The organism is Pseudomonas sp. PDM30, assembly GCF_019218985.1.
Classification (GTDB): domain Bacteria; phylum Pseudomonadota; class Gammaproteobacteria; order Pseudomonadales; family Pseudomonadaceae; genus Aquipseudomonas; species Aquipseudomonas jessenii.
Genome location: NZ_JAHUWM010000004.1, coordinates 480,316 through 498,698 on the forward strand (window position 1 = coordinate 480,316; position 18,383 = coordinate 498,698).

Sequence of the window (18,383 nt, forward strand, 5' to 3'; positions counted from 1 at the left end):
ACTCACGTCGTTATGCAATGTCGGGGGGCATCAACTCTTTTTCCGGACGACAAGCAGCCTGGAAGCACCGACCGGAAAACTCACTCCCACCTTGATGAGCAAACACTCCAGCCACATCACGAAACCAAACAGCACATTGAGCGCCTTGGGTACCGCTAATTCGGCGGTCTCGCTCGTATCGCCCCGCTGTTGCTTCTTGGCGCCGCGTGAAATCATCATCGCCGGCAGCAGTAACGAGACGAACGATGTGCTGCGCACGACGGAAAACCCCGCCTCTTCCACCTTGCGATGCAGGTCGGCGGCATCGTAGCGCCGCACGTGGCAGGAATATTCATCCACCTGGCTCCACAGCCACTGATGCTGGGGCACGGTCAACAGCATGATTCCCCCGGGCTTCAGGGCACGGTGCATCTGCTGGAGCACCACGGTATCCGCCTCGATGTGCTCGATGACATCGAACGCGCCAATCGCTTCGAACTCGTCGATGTAAGGGATATCGCGCGCATCCATCTGCACGAACTCCGCACCGGGCAAGCGAGAGGAGGCAAACTTCAGCCCGGTCGAGAACATCTCGCTGCCAAGCAACCTGGCCTTCGGAAACGCCACGGCGACCCGACTCAGAATGAAGCCGGTACCGCACCCGATTTCCAGAAATGAACGCATGCGCGGCGCATATTTCATCAGCGCCCATGTAATCAACCTGCCACGCGCCCGGAACCAGAAATGGCCGCTTTCAAGATGCGCGTAGGTCTCGTAGAAGTCGGCCTTGAAGCCCTCCTGCTTGTCCTCGAGTTCTGGCGCAAACGCGGCAAAACCGTTCTTTCGAGCCACCTGATGTCCACACTGGAGGCATGTCCATTGCTCCGAGGCGTACGGCGTCTCGCATTCAGAACAGATCTTCACGCCTGGTTCCCATCCGGTTGGTCATGACGAAAGACGAATAGCTTGAAGACGACGAACAAGAAACCTCCTACAACGAAAATGGCAGCGGCCTGGACCCACTGATGAGGATATCCCAGCTTGTCGACAAACACCGTCAGCAAGGCCAGGTTGAGCAAATAGCCGGCTGCGTGCGCCAGGCCGAAGCGCCACGCCGTCCCCACGACGTTGCCGCGATGCTCGAACGCCCAGTTGCGGTTGCCCAGGAAGCTGATGCAGATGCCAAGCACGTACAGGAAGCTCATGGCCAGCTTGAATGGGATGCCCAGCCACGTCAATGCCAGGTAGGCCGCATAACCGATGGCATTGCAGGCGACGCCGACGACTGCGTAACGGAGAATGGGCCTGATCACGGGCCGCCAGCGCTGCATTAGAATCACTCGTCTCCCCAGACAGCAATCCCGAAACCCGTCTTGCCATAGCCGTTGCCGTTATAAAGCATGTAGCGTCGACCGGCATGATCGAAGACGAACGGGTAACAGATCATCTCCGAATCCCAACCCGATTCCGATACGTCGATTCCCACCTGCTCATCGTGTCGCGTCCATTGCACGCCATCGGACGAGGTCGCGTAGCGGATCCGGTAGGTGGGGCAGTCCTTCGTGGCCCGGGAGCAGAACCACATCCGGTACATGTCCGCATCCTTGAGCACGCGCGGCACACCCAGGGCGTACTCGTGTTCGTCACGGAACTCGATGGCAACCGTGCCGTTGCGCTCCCACTCGATCCCGTCGGCGGACTCAGCATACTCGAGATGATAGAAGTGCTTCGCTTCCGAAGGGCCTTGCTCCCATCGCACACAGGAGGTGAACCAGGCCCTGAATCGTCCGGCCTCGAACTGCACCTCGGGGGTGGCGACGAAGTGAGGAAGATCGCGGGTGCGGTCGATGACGGGGCCGCGGAACAGCCTCTCGAAGCGCTGGGTGGCCTCGTTCCATTCGGCCAGGCCGATGGAGTTGCGGATCTTCACCGTCACGCCCAGGTTGATCCCGGTGTAGTACAGCAGCTTGCGGCCACCGACGTTGACGATCGAATTGGGCAAGGCGCCACTGTCGTCGAAACATCCGAGGTCGCCCGGTTCGAGGACCGGATCCGGATGGACGCGCAAGACCTTGGTCGGGTCCCGCATGTCGATCTCGAGGAAGCCGCCGTGTCCGCGATTAGTCTTGTCGCGCGATGAGAAATAGATGCGATACAGGTCGCCATCCACCTGCTCGGCAATGGGAATCATCGCGTGAGAATACAACCAATCGCTCTGCCCTTCTGCGCAGAATATCTTTCCTAGTTTTTTCCACATGGGATTTCTTCACGCCAATTATGAGGTTCTTCAGATGTTCCTGACGCGGGTACTCGGCACGCGCGACCGTTCGGTGGCTTGTCCAACGTACACGCCTTCGGCAGCGACATCTCCAAGAATCAGCGCGCCGGCGCCGATGATGCATTTCTCGCCGATGGTGACGTGATCGCGAAGGGTCGCGTTGACGCCGAGAAAACAGCTTTCCCCGATCGTCACACGGCCGGATACGACGATGTGCGAGGCCAGGAAACAGTGGTCCTCGATACGCGAATGATGTCCGATGTGATTGCCGCTCCACATGGTCACGTTGTTGCCGATGCGCACGAAGGGCTGAACGGTATTGTCTTCCAGGATGAAGCAGTTCTCGCCGATGTCCTCTGTCAGCAACGTGGCTCGCGAACTGATGTAGCTGACCATTTCGTAGCCCAGCGCCTTGACTGCCAGATATTTTTCCTTACGGATCTGGTTGAGCTTGGAATAGCCGAGCGCGACGAAAAAGACATACCGGTCTGGCGGGTAGATCTGGGTGACTTCATCGAATGCCACCACCGGAAATCCCTTGAAGCTCTTGTCGGCCGGCATGTAGGCGGGATCGACGGCAAACGCCTCGACCTGATAGCCGGAGTCGTTGGAAAAATAATAGAGTGCGAGCTCGGCGGCGTCGGTGAGACCAAAAATAATGAGTTTTTTCATTCGATGCTCCGCGCCTCAGCCTGACGGTAGACGTGCCGGACGATAGTGTAGGGTCTCTGCTTGACTTCGGAATAGATCTTGGCGAGATAAATCCCGACCACGCCGACGAATGCGATGATCAGGCCGCCGAGCAGCCAGATCGAAGCCATCAGCGACGTATAGCCGCTGGGTGGGTTCGCCAGGAGCAGCCAGTTGACGACGAGAAAGCTCGTGTAGGCGGCCGACAGCAGGAAGATCGCGCAGCCCACGCCGAAGATTCCCACCAGCGGTGCACTGCTGAAGGCAGTAATCGAATTGACCAGTTGCGCCACTTTCTTTCCCAGCGTGTAGGTCGTCTCGTCGCGACTGCGCTTGTCGATGGCCTGCGCACGCTGATCGAAACCGGTGATGACCCACAGACCCGCCATGAACAACTCGCGTTCGTCGTGCTGAATCAGCGCATCCACATAGCGGCGCGACATCAGCCTGGCGACGACGATATTGTCGGGCATATCCAGCCCGCTGAGGAAACGGAAGAGTTTGTAGAACACCTGCCCGGTCCAGCGCTCGAAGTGCTTGCCTTTTCGCTGCTGCTGGACACCGTAGACCACATCGGCCTTTTCGCGCTCCATCTGCTCGCTGAACGAGAGCAACCATGCCGGATCTTCCTCCAGGTCGCTATCGAGCAGGAAGACACGTTCACCGCGGGCATGTCGCAGGCCCGTCATCATGGCCTTGTGGTGGCCGAAGTTGCGCGAGAGATCGACGACCACCACGTGGTGATCGGATTCGCTCAACTGGACGGCCAGTTCCAGGCTTGAATCGGGCGAGCCGTCGTTGACCAGTACGATCTCGTAATCGTCTCCGACCAGTTGTTGTGCCGCCTGGCTAGCACGGAGATGGAACTCCTCGACGAACTTGGCCGAGCGGTAAAGCGTGGCGACGATGGACAGCCTCATGCTTTGACATGCCTCATGTAACGGCGCGCGTCCTTGCCGCAATTGAACAGCAGATCCAGGACGGTGACGCCATGGGTGAATTCCCCCCAGAGTTGCGGATACTCGGGGAAGCCGGCGTAATCGAACCATTGCAGCGCAATGCCGGCGGCGTCGAACAGCGGCGCCTCAATGTAGTCCTTTGCCGCCGGCCCCGACAGGTAGTGCGTCGCACCGGCCTGCTGACAAAGGTCCACCAGGCGGGCAGTCCGGGTTTTGTCGCCGGCAGACACATAGTCCCAGCAATTCGTAATGCGGGTTTCAATACCGATGTATCGGCAAATCGCTTCCATGAACTTCCGGTTCATCGACGACAGACCCGTGTGGGTCTCCACCAGATAGAGCGGCTCGAGCCACTGGGCGACCTCATCGAAGAAAGGCGCTCGCCGATAGTTGCTCTGCAGCGTTTTCCAGTGCTTGGCCTGCCAGGCAGGGGCCAGCTCGACATCGCGAATGCGGCGACTGATGCCTTGCCCGACAGGCACGCTGAGCCACTGGACGCCTTGCGGCGTCTTGATCAGGTTGCGATTTCGCCAGTCGTTCTTGGTGAACTGCATGTCGTCGTAGAGGATGAACTCATCGACCGCAGCGATCATGTCGAAATAGCCCTTCCAGGGTATGTAGTTCGACTGAAGAATGGCGACGGTCTTCATGGCTGCTTGCTGCTCGCGTCCCAGGCGCCCGGGTAGTAACACCCCTGGCATTTTGCCTGCGCGACCTGCTGGAGATGGAAGGAAATGCAGAACAACAGCGCCAGCGCCCAGAAACGCAACGCAGCCGGTGAAGGCTTGAACGCAAAATTCAGAACAATCGCGACGAAAACCGGTGCCATCAGCAGGTAGTCATACAGGTACGGATGAATGGCAACGGCCTGCGGCCACAGCAGGCTGGTCATCACGTATTGCGAAAAAAGCAGGTAGTAGAACATGCTGACGCCGGCCAACGGGGAGGTCCCCGCCGGTGCCGCAACGCCGGCAGGTTCACGCCGTTTGATCATGCGCAAACAGGCCAACTGGGCTACCAGGAACAGGACGGGCACGGCAATAGTCGGAAATGGCCGCGGGAACTGCGGAACAAGTACCGACTTCACGATGTTGGTGAAATAAGTGGTGTCGCCATCCAGACCAGCGCGAAACAGCCAGCCGCTGTTGGACGAGGTGAAACCCAGTGCCTTCGATATCAGTGGGGACGGCAGATAGAAAGCAACGGCCGCAACGAGGGCCACCAATGCCAGACGACACATCCGTCTGTCGAGACCGTCGCTGCGGCATGCCCAAACCAGCAAGGCGGCGCCCAGCAACGCCGCCGAGATCGGAGAAAACACGGCAAACAACACGATCACTGTCATGACCGCTCCGGATCGTTCCCGATTTTTCCAGATCAAGAACGCAGCCAGCGCCTGGAACGCAAATATCAATGGGAACGTATTGTCGACGTTGAATCTGGCCGAAGAAATCCAGAATCCCGGCATCGACACCATGAATACGACCGATAACAGAATCAGCAGTCCCTGACCGAATGCCAGGCGCTTTTCCACCAGGCGAGACAGAAAAAAGAACGTAACGCCTGCCAGCGAAATGATGTTCAGGAAAGCCCCTGTCACTCTCATCGGTAATGCCTGCACATACATTTCCACTTTATAGAGGGCGTACATGTAGAACAGATAAGCAGTGGAGTGGTTGGAATACGCGATCTTATTTGCGTAGTCCTCCATCGAATAGAAGACGAGGAAACCGTGCTGCGAAAAAGCGTGTTGCTCCCAGATGGGGAACGTAAAGTTTCTCAGGCGCTCGGGCGCGATCACAATCTGGCTTGCCGCTTCCCGGAAGCCCAGTGAGTACACCACGCCGATGGTTATGATGACTGCCAGCAAGTATAAGCAGGAGAAAAGTTTATTATTTTTTATAAAGATCATCTTTTCTAGTATTCGCAATACGCTTGGGATAATTGGTGCCAGTACGGGAGGCCCAACGCGGCATTTGCTGCCAAACGAGGTAGAATCGGGTAGCGATCGGGGGAATGGCCCGTGGTATAGAGGATTACGGTCAGGCGGCAGCGCGATCATAATCTAGATGTACGGTCTGGTGAAGCGCTCCTCGTAGAGGGCGAATTGATTCACCGTGCTTTTCCAGTCGTGGGCGAGTGTTGGCGAAACTCACACCCCTGCGGTGCTCTCACATTGAAGGCCTGATTCTTGTAATCAGTAGTTCCCGGGGTCGATTCCTGGTACCGGCACCATACAAAACAAAGCCCCTGCAGAAATGCAGGGGCTTTGTTGTTTCCGGGGTTTGGAAACGCGCCTTTAGTGTCCCGCGCTCTGACCACCGTCCACGTGCAGGATTTCGCCAGTGACGAACTTGGCGCCGTCCAGATACACGACCGCTTGCGCAATATCATCGATCTCGCCCATGTGCCCGACCGGGTGCAGATTGCCCAGTGCTGCGTGGGTTTCTTCGCCGTGCATGGGGGTCTTGATGATGCCGGGGCTGACCGCGTTCACCCGGATCCCGCGCTTGGCGTATTCGATGGCCAGGGATTTGGTTGCCGCGTTGAGGCCGCCCTTGGTCAGTGAAGCCAACACCGATGGCACGCCGTCGATGGCGTGGTCCACCAGGCTAGTGGTGATGTTGACGACGTGGCCGCTGCCCTGCTTTTCCATCTCGGCGATGGCGAGCTGGGTGATGTAGAAGAAGCCATTGACGTTCACCGACAACACATTGGCGTAGTCCTCTGCGGTATACGCGGTGAACGGCTTGGCGATGAAGATCCCGGCGTTGTTGACCAGGGTATCGATGCGACCGAAACGGGAGATCGCTTCACGGATGACGCGCTGGGCGGTTTCCGGCTCGCCGATGTCACCGGCCACGGTGAGAATGTCCGGATCGGTGGACGGCTTGATCGAACGCGAAGTGGCGACGATCCGGTAACCGAGTTCACGAAAAGCTTTGACCATACCGTCGCCGAGACCCTGGGATGCGCCGGTGATAACGATGACTTTTTTCGAAATGCTCATGATGAAGACCTCTGACAATTAAAAGTGGGGTAGAAATCTGTAATCAGGCTTCGGCCGGGGCGTTCACCATTTGTCTCAACATCTGTTCGTAGTACTCGACCGATTGCGAACCGGACACCAGGTGGCGACCGTTCAGCACCATGGCCGGGACCGAGTTGATGCCGTGCTGGCGGTAATACATTTCAAGCTCACGCACGTCGCTGGCGAATGCGTCGGACGCCAGCACCTCTCTCGCCCCTGTCGCATCCAGCCCCGCTTCAGTCGCCAGACGCACCAGCGTCGAGTGATCGCTCGGGTTCTGGCCTTCGCTGAAATAGGCCCGTAGCAGCACCCTCTTCAGCTCGACTTGTCGCCCTTCCTGCAACGCCCACAGCAACAATCGGTGCGCATCGAAGGTGTTGTAGAAATGCGTGCGCTTCTCCAGATCGAACTTGAAACCAATGGCCTCGCCGCGAGCGATTTGCATGGCCTTGCCGGCGGCGATGTCGTCGGCTGTTCTCCCGTACTTGCGCATCAGGTGCTCGACCGCTTGCTCACCTTCGGCCGGCATGTCCGGGTTCAATTCGAATGGCTTGTAGGTCAGCTCGACCGGGATTTCCCCGGCCACGTTCTCGATCGCCTGCTCCAGCGCCGTCGCCCCCAGTGCGCACCAGGGGCACACCACATCGGAGATGAAATCGATGGTGACGGAGGACGTCATGACTGCCCTTCCGCCTCGGCCAGTTGCTTGCGGTACTGGGTGGTGGTGATGCCGGCGTAACCCCAGTTATCGGTGTCGACTTCTTCGATCACGATGTGGGTCAGGTCAGGGCGTTTATTGAGGACGCGCCCCAGTGTTTCAGTGATCTCGGCAATCACCTGAGCTTTCTGCTCAGTGGTAACGCCATCGCGGGTGATACGTACGGTTACGAAAGGCATGAGGGAAACTCCAGTGACCTTCCCGTCGGGATGATGGGAGAGGCGTTGGAGGTGAATGTATGGGGTTGGCGGGAGGGGATAAAGGTGGGGGCGGGAACTTCATTCATTACGTGGTGTAATGATTGTGCTGTGAAAAAGCCCCGAACCAGTCGGGGCTTTTCCTTTCTCAGCCCTTCATCAGGCCTCGATACCGCAACCGATCATCAGAAGACGTTGATCGGGTAATCCACAAACACACGCACTTCGTTGCCGCTGACGTTGTACTCGCTCGACTTCTGCGACACACGCAGGACCGAGCTGCGCAGTTTCACGCTGAGGTCTTTGGCCGGGCCGCTTTGGACGACGTATTTGATCTGGTTGAAGATCTCGCGCTCGGTGCCGCCTTCGCTGGTGGAGGTGGTGATGTTGTCACCGCGCACATAGGCCACGTTGTAGCTCAGGCCCGGTACACCGAAGGTGCTGAAGTCCAGGCCGTAGCCGACTTGCCAGCTGCGTTCGTCTTCAGCGTTGAAGTCGGACCAGTAGGAGTTCGCCAGGTAGATGGTGTTTCCACCGTCGCCGACGCGACCTTGATCTTTCTGGTAGCCGCCGTAGGCGTAGCCCAGGTTGCTGTCGCCGGTGCTGCGCTGGTGTGCGAGGGTGAACGAGTGCGGGCCGGTGATGAAGGTGGCCGCCAGGCTCCAGATCTTGTTGTCGTCGCCGGTGATACCGTTTTCGCGGACGTAGGAATCTTCCAGCTTGGTGCGGTAGCCGTTGAAGTCCAGGGTCAGGGACTGGTCCTTGTCGAGCGGGAACACGTAGTTGGCGTTCACATATTGTTTCTTCAGCACGTCTTCGACGTCGGAAGCGTACAGCGCGGCCTTGAATTGCTCGGTAAACTGGTAGCTACCACCCAAGACGTTGATCGACTTCAAGCCACCACTGTCACGGCCTTCGGCGCTTTTGCGCGATTCGGCGGTGAAGCGGCCGGCATCCAGTTGCAGGCCTTTGATCTCCTTGGAGGTGATCAGGGTGCCGGTGTAGCTTTCCGGCAGCAGGCGCGAATTGTCGTAATTCAGCACCGGCAGGGCCGGCATCTGGTCGCCGTAGGTCAGGGTGGTGCTGGACAGGCGGAACTTGATCGCCGCGCCACCCTTGGACAGATCGTCAGCCGGCTGGCCGCTGTCGCCCTTTTTGAAGAAATCGATGCCTTGCGCGCCGCTACGGTCTTCGTTGCGCTCCAGGTTCAGAGCGTATAACCCGAAAGCGTCCACACCCACGCCCACGGTGCCTTGGGTGAAGCCGGACGAGAACGTGCCGATGGCCGCCTGGCCCCACTCGGATTTATCCGGGTTGCCGTCTTTGTAGTCACGATTGATGTAAGCATTGCGCAGCAGCACTTTGAGGCTGCTGTCTTCAACAAAACCCTTGGATTCGGCCTGGTCGTTCGCCATGGCCTGTGTCGCACTCAACATCCCCAGAGCGATCAGGCTGATTCGCTTGTTCAACATTTTGTTCTTTTCCTTATTTCCGGTTGATACGCGCTGTGCCGAACGGCCGAAACGGCGCTATCGCGCTCTTTTTTCATGACGAAAACAAAAAGGCCCGCCCACGATTTCTCGCGGCGGGCCTTTTTATAATTTTTGATCGTGGCGGTTGGCCACAGGCGTTGGGCCGAATCGTAGCTGCGCCCTTAACGATGTGTCAATTTCATGAATCTTCTAAAAATAGGCGAAAATCGTCTAAGAAATTGCTTTACGCAGCAGGAATATTCAATCACGGCAGCCATCGAGGCCGCAGGCTGCTACGGAAATGGATGATCCCTGATCGGGCAGCGACTGACTCAGCCACTGCGCAAATGCCTGGGGTTTGCCCAGCCACGGCCCGATATCGATCAGGGTGAATTGATCATTGTGCTCAAGCGCCAGGGTCGGAAAGCCCTGCCCGCCGACCTTGGCCAAAAGCGCCCGGCTGTTCCTGATATGGCCTTCGGTGTCGGCCACCCTGAAGGCTCTTTCGAAGGTTTGACGGTCCAGCCCCATGCCGTGGGCCAGTTCAATCAGTACCGATTCGTCGGCGATGCGGCGCCCCTCCACGTAGTGAGCACTTTGCAAACGCCCCAACAACTCCAGCCCGCGACCTCCCATTTGCTCGGCAGCCAGCACCGCAGCGATGGGTGGCGCCGAGTCGAACACGGCGGTGTGATCACGCAACAAACCTTCGAAATAGTCTTCACCGAACGGCTGCCCGCTGTATTCGGCGATGCGCCGGTCATGGGGCATGACGTAACTGCGCAGTTGTGGCGATACCTTTTGCCGATTGGCCCCCGTCATCATGCCGCCGCCGTGGGCAATCACGGGCAGCACAGCCTGGGCGGCCTGCACCAGCGGTTTGGCGCCGTAGCACCAGCCGCACAATGGGTCGTAGATGTAATGCAGGATCATGGGAAGGCTCCGACAGAAATTCAGGAAAATTCGATGTCGGCAGGTTAGTGCCGCAGCGGCTCCGGAAAAACGCCGGATTGGCTTTCAGTCTGTTGCTTGAATCGGTCGAATGAATGCGTCGGCATTTGCATTAACTCCGACACAATTCGAAACAATCAAATGAGATAAATTCTCAATAACAACTAACGACAGTAAATGACAAGCATTACTATCCGCGCCCTCCTACACGCTTCAATCTAAAATCCTACGGATGCGCTCTTCAATGCCTGCCCCTTTTCGTCTTGCGCCCTACAGCTTTGGGCTCTCTGCCTTGTTGTCTGCCGGTTTTTCCTACGCTGCACCGACTACCTTGCCTGCCACATCGATCAGCGCCGAAGCTGAAGCCGACGACCCGCGCGTAACCCAAACCAGTACAGCAACCCGGACCGCGACACCGGTGCGCTACGTGCCACAAGCCATCGACTCGATCAAAACCTCGAACGTCATGGATTACGGCACCAACGACCTGGGCACGGCGCTCAGCGGTATCCCCAACGTCAGCAGCGGCGCCGACACACGCTTCGACAGCCTGCGCATCCGCGGTTTCGACGCCAGCAACGACTTCTATCTCGATGGCATTCGCGACGACAGCCAGTACGTTCGCGACCTGCACAACATCGAACGCATCGACGTTTTGAAAGGCCCCGCCGCTGTGCTGTATGGCCGTGGCAGCCAGGGCGGCATCGTCAACCGGGTGAGCAAACTGCCTGAGTTCGGTCGCCGCTCGACTATTGAAGCCCAGGGCGGTAGCGAGGACTTGCGCAGCCTCTATGCCGACCTCAGCACCGACCCGTCCGAGAACATCAGCCTGCGTCTGAACATGGGCAACATGGACGAGAACAGCTTTCGTGATGGTGTGAGTGGCAATCGCCAGTTGTTCGCGCCCTCGATGAGCTGGCAGCTGACCCCCGACCTGAACTGGTTGGTGCAGTACGAATACAGCCGCTACAACCGCACGCCGGATCGTGGCATCCCCGGCGTAAACGGTCGCCCGGCAGACGTGGGACGCGATACGACCTACGGCAGCGAAAACGATTTCATCGACGACAAGGCACAGTCCCTGCGCTCGAAACTCACGTATGAACTGAGCGACAACTGGCAACTGCGCCAGACCCTGGGTGTGTTCAAACTCGACAGCGATTTCGACAATACTTACTTGACCGGCTATGTCCCGGCCACCAACAAGGTCACGCGCCAGCACTGGCAGCAGGACCTGAACACCCGTAATGTCTACAACAACGTCGAGCTGGAAGGTGGTTTCGATACCTTCGGCCTGGAGCACCGTTTGCTCACCGGTATCGAAATCGGCAGCCAGCGCCGCGACCCGTTGCTGTACACCGCCGCCACTTCCGGACCGGGCAGTTCACCGGTGCCGGCGCTGGACCTGAACAACCCGGACCGCAATTTGCGTCATACCGGGCGCATGGTGGTGTCGAGCAACACCCACACCGAGGTCGAGAGCCGTGCGGTGTATGTGCAGGATCAATTGCGCCTGAACGATCAATGGCAATTGCTCGCCGGCCTGCGTTACGACACGTTCGATATCGAGTCGACCAACAAGGTGCGCAACATTTCCGAAGACAGTGACAGTCATAGCACCAGCCCTCGCGTTGGCGTGGTCTGGACGCCGCTGCAAAATCACTCCTTCTACGCCTCCTGGAGCAAGACGTTCTCGCCGGTCGGCGGTGGTTTGATCGGCATCACCCCGGGCGCGGCAGGTAACAGCAATGACCTGAGCCCGGAGCGGACCAGGCAGAAAGAAATCGGGGTGAAGAGCGACTGGCTCGACGATCGCCTGAGCACCACGCTGGCCATCTATGAGCTGGAGCTCTACAACCGTCGTACCAGCGACCCGAACAACCCGACCATTACCCTGCTTTCAGGGCTGCAACGCTCTCGCGGGATCGAGCTGACCGCCGCTGGCAGGATTACCGGCAACTGGTACATGCGCGGTGGCGTGGGTCTGCAGGACGCAACCATCGAAAAGGACAACAACGGCCTGGAAGGCAAGCGCATCAACAACGTGGCCAAGCACAACGGCAGCCTGTTCCTGACCTGGAAACCGGAAATGGGCTGGTACGCCGAAACCGGCTTGACCTTGGTTGGCGACCGCTATGCCGATAACCTCAACACCACCGTGTTGCCGGGTTATGGCCGCTGGGACGCCTTGGCAGGCTTCCGCCAGAAGGATTGGGATTTGCGCGCGGCGCTGAACAATATCAGCGACAAGACGTATTACGAATCGGCAACCAGTGCATTCCAGATCCAGCCGGGGACACCGCGTAGTCTGGTGGTGACGGGGACCTACAGTTTCTAAACAGCATTTATCCCGGTGTGAACCAATAACACTGGTTCACACCATTCCCTTGTGGGAGCGAGCTTGCTCGCGATAGCGGTGGGTCAGTCAATATAAATGCTGACTGGTCGGGCGCCATCGCGAGCAAGCTCGCTCCCACAGGGGATCGCGGTGATTGCATGAATCTGCGCGCAAAAAAAAACGCTGCCATCCCGGCAGCGCTTTTTTTGTTCAATCCGTTGTTGTTCTTCTTATCCTTCCATCACATCCCACAACGCATCCAGTTCCGCTTCGCTGAATAAACCAGCAGGGTAACGCTCGATCATTGTCCGGCGCGGATCAGTATCGCTGATCTGACGCATTCCATTGGACTTGAACCAGTGCGCCAGGATCTGGAGCGATTCGCTATTTACTGCCAGGGGATGCAACGCCTTGTCGCTCACTACGTTCACTTCGGCGTTCATTTCAGCGCTCTCTCCCGGTTTGTGAGCGGCTAACTTATCCAAGGTTTATGACAGAACATAGAAGTCCTCCCTCCCCCGAGTTACAACAGCGGAGATACAAGAGCTGTGCCAAGGTTTCTGAAGTGTGGCCTGGCAGATACAAAAAAGCCCGCAGGCCTGTAGGGCCGCGGGCTCCGTGCATTGCGGGAGGCTGATCGACAGCCTGAGGGATTTCGTAATCAACTCAAGCTGTTACGACCTCACTCACTCCTTGTGCGGCGCGGGTTGTTGCTGGGTAAGACAGTGAATATTGCCGCCCCCCAGTAACAGTTCGCGACCAGGCACCATTACCACTTCATGCTGTGGGAACAGGTTCTGCAAGATTTCCTTTGCCGGACCATCCTGCGGGTCGTCAAAGCTCGGCGCGATGATGCCGCCGTTGACGATCAGGAAGTTCACGTAGGAACCGGCCAGACGAACAGTAGGATTACGTTCCTGCGTACCATCAACCGGATCGACACCGGCACACTCTTCCTCGGTCGCAAACAGCGGACCCGGGATCGGCATCTTGTGCACCGTGAACGGGCGCCCCTTGGCATCGGTGCTGCTTTGCAGCGCTTTCATCGCCGCCTGACAGCGCGGGTAGTTCGGGTCCTGCGGATCATCGGTCCAGGCCAGCAGCACTTCACCCGGGCGCACGTAGCAGCAGAAGTTATCCACATGGCCATCGGTTTCGTCGTTGAACAAGCCATCCGGCAGCCAGATGATCTTATCCACAGCCAGGTTTGCACTCAGGACCGCTTCGATTTCCGCTCGATTCATGTGCGGGTTGCGATTGCGGTTGAGCAGGCATTCTTCGGTGGTGATCAGGGTGCCTTCGCCGTCGACGTGAATCGAACCGCCTTCCAGCACGAAGCCTTCGGTGCGATAGCGGGGGCTGCGCTCGATCTCGAGGATCTTGCCACCAACCTGCGAGTCACGGTTCCACGGCGAATACAGGCCGCCGTCAAAACCGCCCCAGGCATTGAAGTCCCAGTTCACGCCACGGACTTCGCCACTGTTGTTGATAACGAAGGTAGGACCGGAGTCGCGAACCCAGGCGTCGTCGCTGGACATTTCCACCACACGAATATTCGGTACGTCCAGACGGGCACGGGCGTTTTCGTACTGGCCGGCGGAAACCGCCACGGTCACCGGTTCGAAACGGGCGATGGCCTTGGCCACTGCCACGTGAGCGGCTTGTGCCGGTTTGCCACCCAGGCGCCAGTTGTCCGGGCGCTCGGGCCAGATCATCCAGGTCTGGGTTTGAGGTGCCCATTCGGCTGGCATATAGAAGCCGTCGGCGCGAGGGGTGCTGTTCAACGTGGTCATGGCTCAGGACTCCGGAGTGACATTGATACCTGACAGAAATGGAAGCGTATGTGTAAACGCCGTGGGCTGTGGCGACTTTATATCCGATAAATATCGGCTTTTAAAGCACCTTACATCCACCGCTACAAAAACAATCGATTAAAAGCCGATATCAATCGAACTAAAATTCTCCCCCTGTGGGAGCGAACTTGCTCGCGATAGCGGTCTTTCAGTCGCAAAATCTGTGACTGGAATGGCCTCATCGCGAGCAAGCTAGCTTCCACAGGGGGATGTGTTTACAGCCCTTCTGCGAGCACCTTCGACAGCATGTCCACGAAGAAATCCACGCTCTGGCGCGAAGTGACCATCGGCGGCTTGATCTTGAGGATGTTCAGGTAATCGCCGGTCGGTTGCATGAAGATCCCCAGCTCACGCAAGCGATCGCACAGTGCGGTGGTTTCTTCGGTGGCCGGCTCCAGGGTTTCACGGTTGCGGATCAACTCGACGCCCAGGTAGAAACCGGAACCGTGCACCGCGCCCACTAACGGATGAATATCGATCAACGCTTCGAGGCGCTCCTTGAAGTGCCCGCCAACGACCTGGGCGTTCTCCCAGAGTTTTTCCTCTTGCATCACATCCAGCACAGCCATGCCGACCTGGCAACTGACCGGGCTGCCGCCGGCGGAAGAGAAGAAATAACCCTCGGCCTCCAGCGCCTCGGCAATCTCCCGGCGGGTGATGACCGCGCCCAGTGGCTGGCCGTTGCCCATGCCCTTGGCCATGGTGATGATGTCCGGCACAACGCCCTGCTCTTCGAAGCCCCAGAAGAAATCGCCCATGCGCCCGTAGCCGACCTGCACTTCGTCGGCGATGCACACACCGCCCCTGGCCCGGACCATGGCATAGACTTGTTTCAAATAACCTGGTGGCAGCGAGATACCGCCGGCATTGCCGTACACCGGTTCGCAGATGAAACCGGCCAGTTGGCGTTTCTGCTCGGCGATTTTCGCCAGGTTGTGTTCGACGCTGCGCACATAATCCGGCGCACTGTCTGGACCACGGAACTCACCGCGATAGGTGTTTGGCGCGGTCACCGGGTGCACCCAGTCCGGGCGGCTGCTCAAGGCCTTGGGATTGTCAGCGATCGAGGTCGACACCGAATCCGCGCCCACCGTCCAGCCGTGATAGGCCTCCAGCACGCTGAGCATGTCGCGACCGCCGCTGTAGGCCCACGCCAGGCGAATCGCCAGGTCGTTGGCCTCACTGCCGCTGTTGACCAGGAACACCCGGTCCATGCCATCGGGGGACAGCTTCAGCAAACGTTCGGAGAACTCGGCCACGGCTGCGTAGTTGAAGCGCGAGTTGGTGTTGAGCAACGACCACTGGCGGCTGGCGACTGCCGCCATGCGTGGATGGCCGTGGCCCAATACCGCTACGTTGTTGAGCATGTCGAGGTAGGAGCGGCCCTGCATGTCGATCAAATGGTTGCGCCAGCCGCGTTCGATGCGCGGTGGATCAACGTAATAGTGTTTTTGTGTGCGGGCGAAGCTGGCATCGCGCCGGGCCAGCAAGGTCGCTCCGTCGAGCTCGGCTTCGGCATCACAGGCCAGCCCCAGCAGCGCCGCAGGTGACGGGCACAACGCCTGCCAGGCGGCGGCGCGCGATGGCGTGCAGAACAACGGCGCATCGATCGACGCGCCACGGCACAACTGCACGATCAATGGCCCGCTGACCGAACCCAGCACCTGGCCTTTGACCAGGGCCGCGCCGCTGTGCAGCGACGGCGTGACACCCCAAAGCCGCACACTCAGTTGCGGGCCATCCAGTTGCAGCACGCCCGCCGATGGCTGGTGTACCACCCCGGCAAACGGCGCTTCGACCGCCGTGCCTTGAGGCACACGCAACTCGACGTGCAGCGGGCACGTGTCCGGTTCAGCGGCGCTGTCCGGGCGGGTGTGGGACAGGCGGTATTGCCCGTAACGACTGGCCGCCAGGCCATGTGCCGCGGCCGCTTCATCCAGCAGGCGCTGATCGACACCCTCCTGCTCCCAGTTCCCGGCCTCGAAATGCGGGCTGAGCACACCGAGGTCGATCAAGGCGAACTCACGCCCGACCAGGCTCGGTAACAGCGGCGCGAAGCCTTCGCTGCCGATGGTGGGCAGGTTCTGGCCGACGGCGGTGAGGATCGCTGCTTCCATCAGCGCCAACGGCACCGACGTGGCCACACGGAAGATTTCCCATTCATGGACAAGGTTGTCGCGGCTGTAGGCATTGCCCGGATCTATGCTGACCTGCTGTTCGCCGCTGAGCACCAACACCGCCGCGCGGGCGACGATCAGCGGCCACAACGCCAGCAGCTCTTCGTGTTGCAACGGGTTGACCGCGTGATACGCCTGGATTGCCGGCAAAATGCAGAACGGATCGCCCTCGCCATGATGCAGCAAAGCGGCACAGGTCACCGACAGATCGGTAATGCGCCAGGTGCGCACCAGGTCGCCGAAATCGATCACGCCTTGCAGCTGCCAATGGCGCTGCGCATCGCGCTGCCACACCACGTTGTCATCGGTGATGTCCATGTGAATGGCCTGCACCGGCAGTTTGTCCTGCAGTGGCTGCAAATGCCGCTCGGCTTGCCCGGACGCTTCGACGATCAGTTTGCGCTGGTCTTCATCCTTGATCACCGGCAGCAAATGCGCGATCAGGGCGTGGGCATGGCGGGCGTCCCATTGCAGGGTTCGCACCAGCCCCGGATGATCGAAATCCGCCAGGGCCAGGTCCATTTCACCGCACAGGCGGCCGAAGCCGGACACCACCGTCGGGTTGAAATGGCCCAGGCTCGTCAGTGGCTGGCCTTCGATGTAGTCGAGCAAGCGAACGTGCACCGCCTGGCCACCCACGTCCAGCGACAGCAGGTCTGCACCGTTTTTTGCCTCGATAACACGCGGCACCTGTACATCGGGGTGCTCACCCAGATGCTTGAGCCCGGCGTGTTGCGCCTGAAGCTCCAGGACCGAGTAGTCGCCACGGCAGATTTTCAGGACGAAACGTCCCCGCTCGCTGTCGACGCGGTAGTTCAGGTCTTGCTGGCTGCCAAGGGCCTGCAACCTGCCGCTGAACCCGTAATATTCTTCCAGCAGCTCTAGCGCTTGCTCCGCAGACACCTGCGGGCTGGGCAAACTGGCGCGATGAATCAACGTGGCGAGCGGCATACAACAACCCCTGAAATTTTATTAGGCGCCTATATCGCCACTGGTTCGGGCGATACGCAACCCCCCAGGAACCGGTAATGGTCATTTGCAGGGGCTGGAACAGGCCGGTAGATTTTTACTTGAGCACTCGCCCCGGTCGGCGCTTTGCGCAAGAATGGCGGCCATTAAACGCACGATGCTGGAGAGCCGCCATGAATGTAGTGACCACCGACCTGCCCGGTGTTCTGATCCTCGAACCCAAGGTCTTTGGTGACGAACGTGGTTTCTTCTATGAGAGCTTCAACGCCAGGGCTTTCAAAGAGGCCACCGGACTAGACACTGAATTCGTTCAAGACAACCACTCCCGTTCGCAGAAGGGCGTGCTGCGCGGTCTGCATTACCAACTGGAAAATACCCAGGGAAAACTGGTTCGCGTCACGGTCGGTGAAGTGCTGGACGTCGCCGTAGACATCCGTCGCAGCTCACCGCACTTCGGTAAATGGGTCGCTGTGCGCCTGTCTGCCGACAATCATCGCCAACTCTGGGTTCCGGAAGGTTTCGCCCACGGGTTCGTGGTCTTGAGCGAGTTTGCCGAGTTCCTTTACAAAACCACCGACTACTACACGCCCTCCGCCGAGCGCAGCATTCGCTGGGACGACCCGGACCTGGCCATCGACTGGCAACTACAAGGCACGCCGCAGCTGTCGGCAAAGGACCAGGCCGCTGTATTCCTCAAGGATGCCGAAGTCTTCGCCTGAAAACCCGGCGCAAGATTCAGCGCAAAAACGCACCAGGCCTACAGTGCGCAGA

17 protein-coding genes are annotated in these 18,383 nt (G+C 58.9%); 2 read left to right on the forward strand and 15 right to left on the reverse strand.

The window, feature by feature from the left end; all coding sequences use genetic code 11:
* Positions 1 to 30: 30 nt before the first annotated feature.
* The 12 genes from KW840_RS12730 to KW840_RS12785 all read right to left on the reverse strand — a co-directional run bounded on the left by KW840_RS12730 (position 31) and on the right by KW840_RS12785 (position 10,257).
* On the reverse strand, positions 31 to 831 hold the full coding sequence (locus KW840_RS12730; RefSeq protein ID WP_340312526.1) for a class I SAM-dependent methyltransferase: 801 nt from the start codon (positions 829 to 831) through the stop codon (positions 31 to 33).
* 68 nt (positions 832 to 899) lie between these two features.
* Positions 900 to 1,310 (reverse strand): GtrA family protein, encoded by a 411-nt coding sequence (locus KW840_RS12735; RefSeq protein WP_090452568.1) that lies wholly within the window; start codon positions 1,308 to 1,310, stop codon positions 900 to 902.
* A 5-nt stretch (positions 1,311 to 1,315) separates the two neighbouring features.
* Positions 1,316 to 2,236: a hypothetical protein gene (locus KW840_RS12740; RefSeq protein WP_218495318.1), complete on the reverse strand. Its 921-nt coding sequence runs from the start codon at positions 2,234 to 2,236 to the stop codon at positions 1,316 to 1,318.
* 30 nt (positions 2,237 to 2,266) lie between these two features.
* A complete protein-coding gene (locus KW840_RS12745; protein WP_218495319.1) occupies positions 2,267 to 2,929 on the reverse strand; it encodes an acetyltransferase in 663 nt (220 codons plus the stop codon).
* A complete protein-coding gene (locus tag KW840_RS12750; protein WP_218495320.1) occupies positions 2,926 to 3,867 on the reverse strand; it encodes a glycosyltransferase family 2 protein in 942 nt (313 codons plus the stop codon). Before KW840_RS12750 ends, KW840_RS12745 begins: the two co-directional genes overlap by 4 nt.
* Positions 3,864 to 4,556 carry a WbqC family protein gene (locus tag KW840_RS12755; RefSeq protein WP_218495321.1) on the reverse strand — a complete coding sequence of 231 codons (693 nt, stop codon included), beginning with the start codon at positions 4,554 to 4,556 and terminating at the stop codon, positions 3,864 to 3,866. Before KW840_RS12755 ends, KW840_RS12750 begins: the two co-directional genes overlap by 4 nt.
* Entirely contained in the window at positions 4,553 to 5,776 is a 1,224-nt protein-coding gene (locus KW840_RS12760; protein WP_218495322.1) for a hypothetical protein, read from the reverse strand. The genes KW840_RS12755 and KW840_RS12760 overlap by 4 nt, the downstream gene beginning before the upstream one ends.
* Positions 5,777 to 6,205: 429 nt before the next feature.
* The gene (locus KW840_RS12765; protein ID WP_057712436.1) at positions 6,206 to 6,916 is read right to left on the reverse strand and encodes an SDR family NAD(P)-dependent oxidoreductase; all 711 of its coding nucleotides are present in this window, start codon (positions 6,914 to 6,916) and stop codon (positions 6,206 to 6,208) included.
* Between the two features lie 43 nt (positions 6,917 to 6,959).
* On the reverse strand, positions 6,960 to 7,616 hold the full coding sequence (locus KW840_RS12770; protein WP_218495323.1) for a DsbA family oxidoreductase: 657 nt from the start codon (positions 7,614 to 7,616) through the stop codon (positions 6,960 to 6,962).
* Positions 7,613 to 7,834, reverse strand: coding sequence for a 4-oxalocrotonate tautomerase family protein (locus KW840_RS12775; RefSeq protein ID WP_218495324.1), 222 nt, complete (start codon positions 7,832 to 7,834; stop codon positions 7,613 to 7,615). The genes KW840_RS12770 and KW840_RS12775 overlap by 4 nt, the downstream gene beginning before the upstream one ends.
* A gap of 203 nt (positions 7,835 to 8,037) precedes the next feature.
* Positions 8,038 to 9,324: an OprD family porin gene (locus KW840_RS12780; RefSeq protein WP_218495325.1), complete on the reverse strand. Its 1,287-nt coding sequence runs from the start codon at positions 9,322 to 9,324 to the stop codon at positions 8,038 to 8,040.
* Positions 9,325 to 9,585: 261 nt separating this feature from the next.
* Positions 9,586 to 10,257 (reverse strand): DsbA family protein, encoded by a 672-nt coding sequence (locus KW840_RS12785; protein ID WP_218495326.1) that lies wholly within the window; start codon positions 10,255 to 10,257, stop codon positions 9,586 to 9,588.
* A 262-nt stretch (positions 10,258 to 10,519) separates the two neighbouring features.
* On the opposite strand from KW840_RS12785, the gene KW840_RS12790 reads away from it, so the two are divergent.
* On the forward strand, positions 10,520 to 12,613 hold the full coding sequence (locus KW840_RS12790) for a TonB-dependent siderophore receptor (protein WP_218495327.1): 2,094 nt from the start codon (positions 10,520 to 10,522) through the stop codon (positions 12,611 to 12,613).
* 230 nt (positions 12,614 to 12,843) lie between these two features.
* Here the strand turns inward: KW840_RS12790 and KW840_RS12795 are convergent, their stop codons facing one another.
* From KW840_RS12795 to KW840_RS12805, 3 genes are all read right to left on the reverse strand, one after another.
* Positions 12,844 to 13,056 (reverse strand): hypothetical protein, encoded by a 213-nt coding sequence (locus KW840_RS12795; protein WP_057712441.1) that lies wholly within the window; start codon positions 13,054 to 13,056, stop codon positions 12,844 to 12,846.
* A 243-nt stretch (positions 13,057 to 13,299) separates the two neighbouring features.
* Positions 13,300 to 14,406, reverse strand: a complete 1,107-nt coding sequence (gene aguA, locus KW840_RS12800) for an agmatine deiminase (protein WP_057712442.1) — start codon at positions 14,404 to 14,406, stop codon at positions 13,300 to 13,302.
* Between the two features lie 275 nt (positions 14,407 to 14,681).
* Positions 14,682 to 17,594 carry an aminotransferase gene (locus KW840_RS12805; protein ID WP_218495328.1) on the reverse strand — a complete coding sequence of 971 codons (2,913 nt, stop codon included), beginning with the start codon at positions 17,592 to 17,594 and terminating at the stop codon, positions 14,682 to 14,684.
* Positions 17,595 to 17,785: 191 nt separating this feature from the next.
* Here KW840_RS12805 and rfbC point away from each other — a divergent pair, with 191 nt between their 5' ends.
* Positions 17,786 to 18,331, forward strand: coding sequence for a dTDP-4-dehydrorhamnose 3,5-epimerase (rfbC, locus tag KW840_RS12810; protein WP_057712444.1), 546 nt, complete (start codon positions 17,786 to 17,788; stop codon positions 18,329 to 18,331).
* The last annotated feature ends 52 nt before the right edge of the window (positions 18,332 to 18,383 follow it).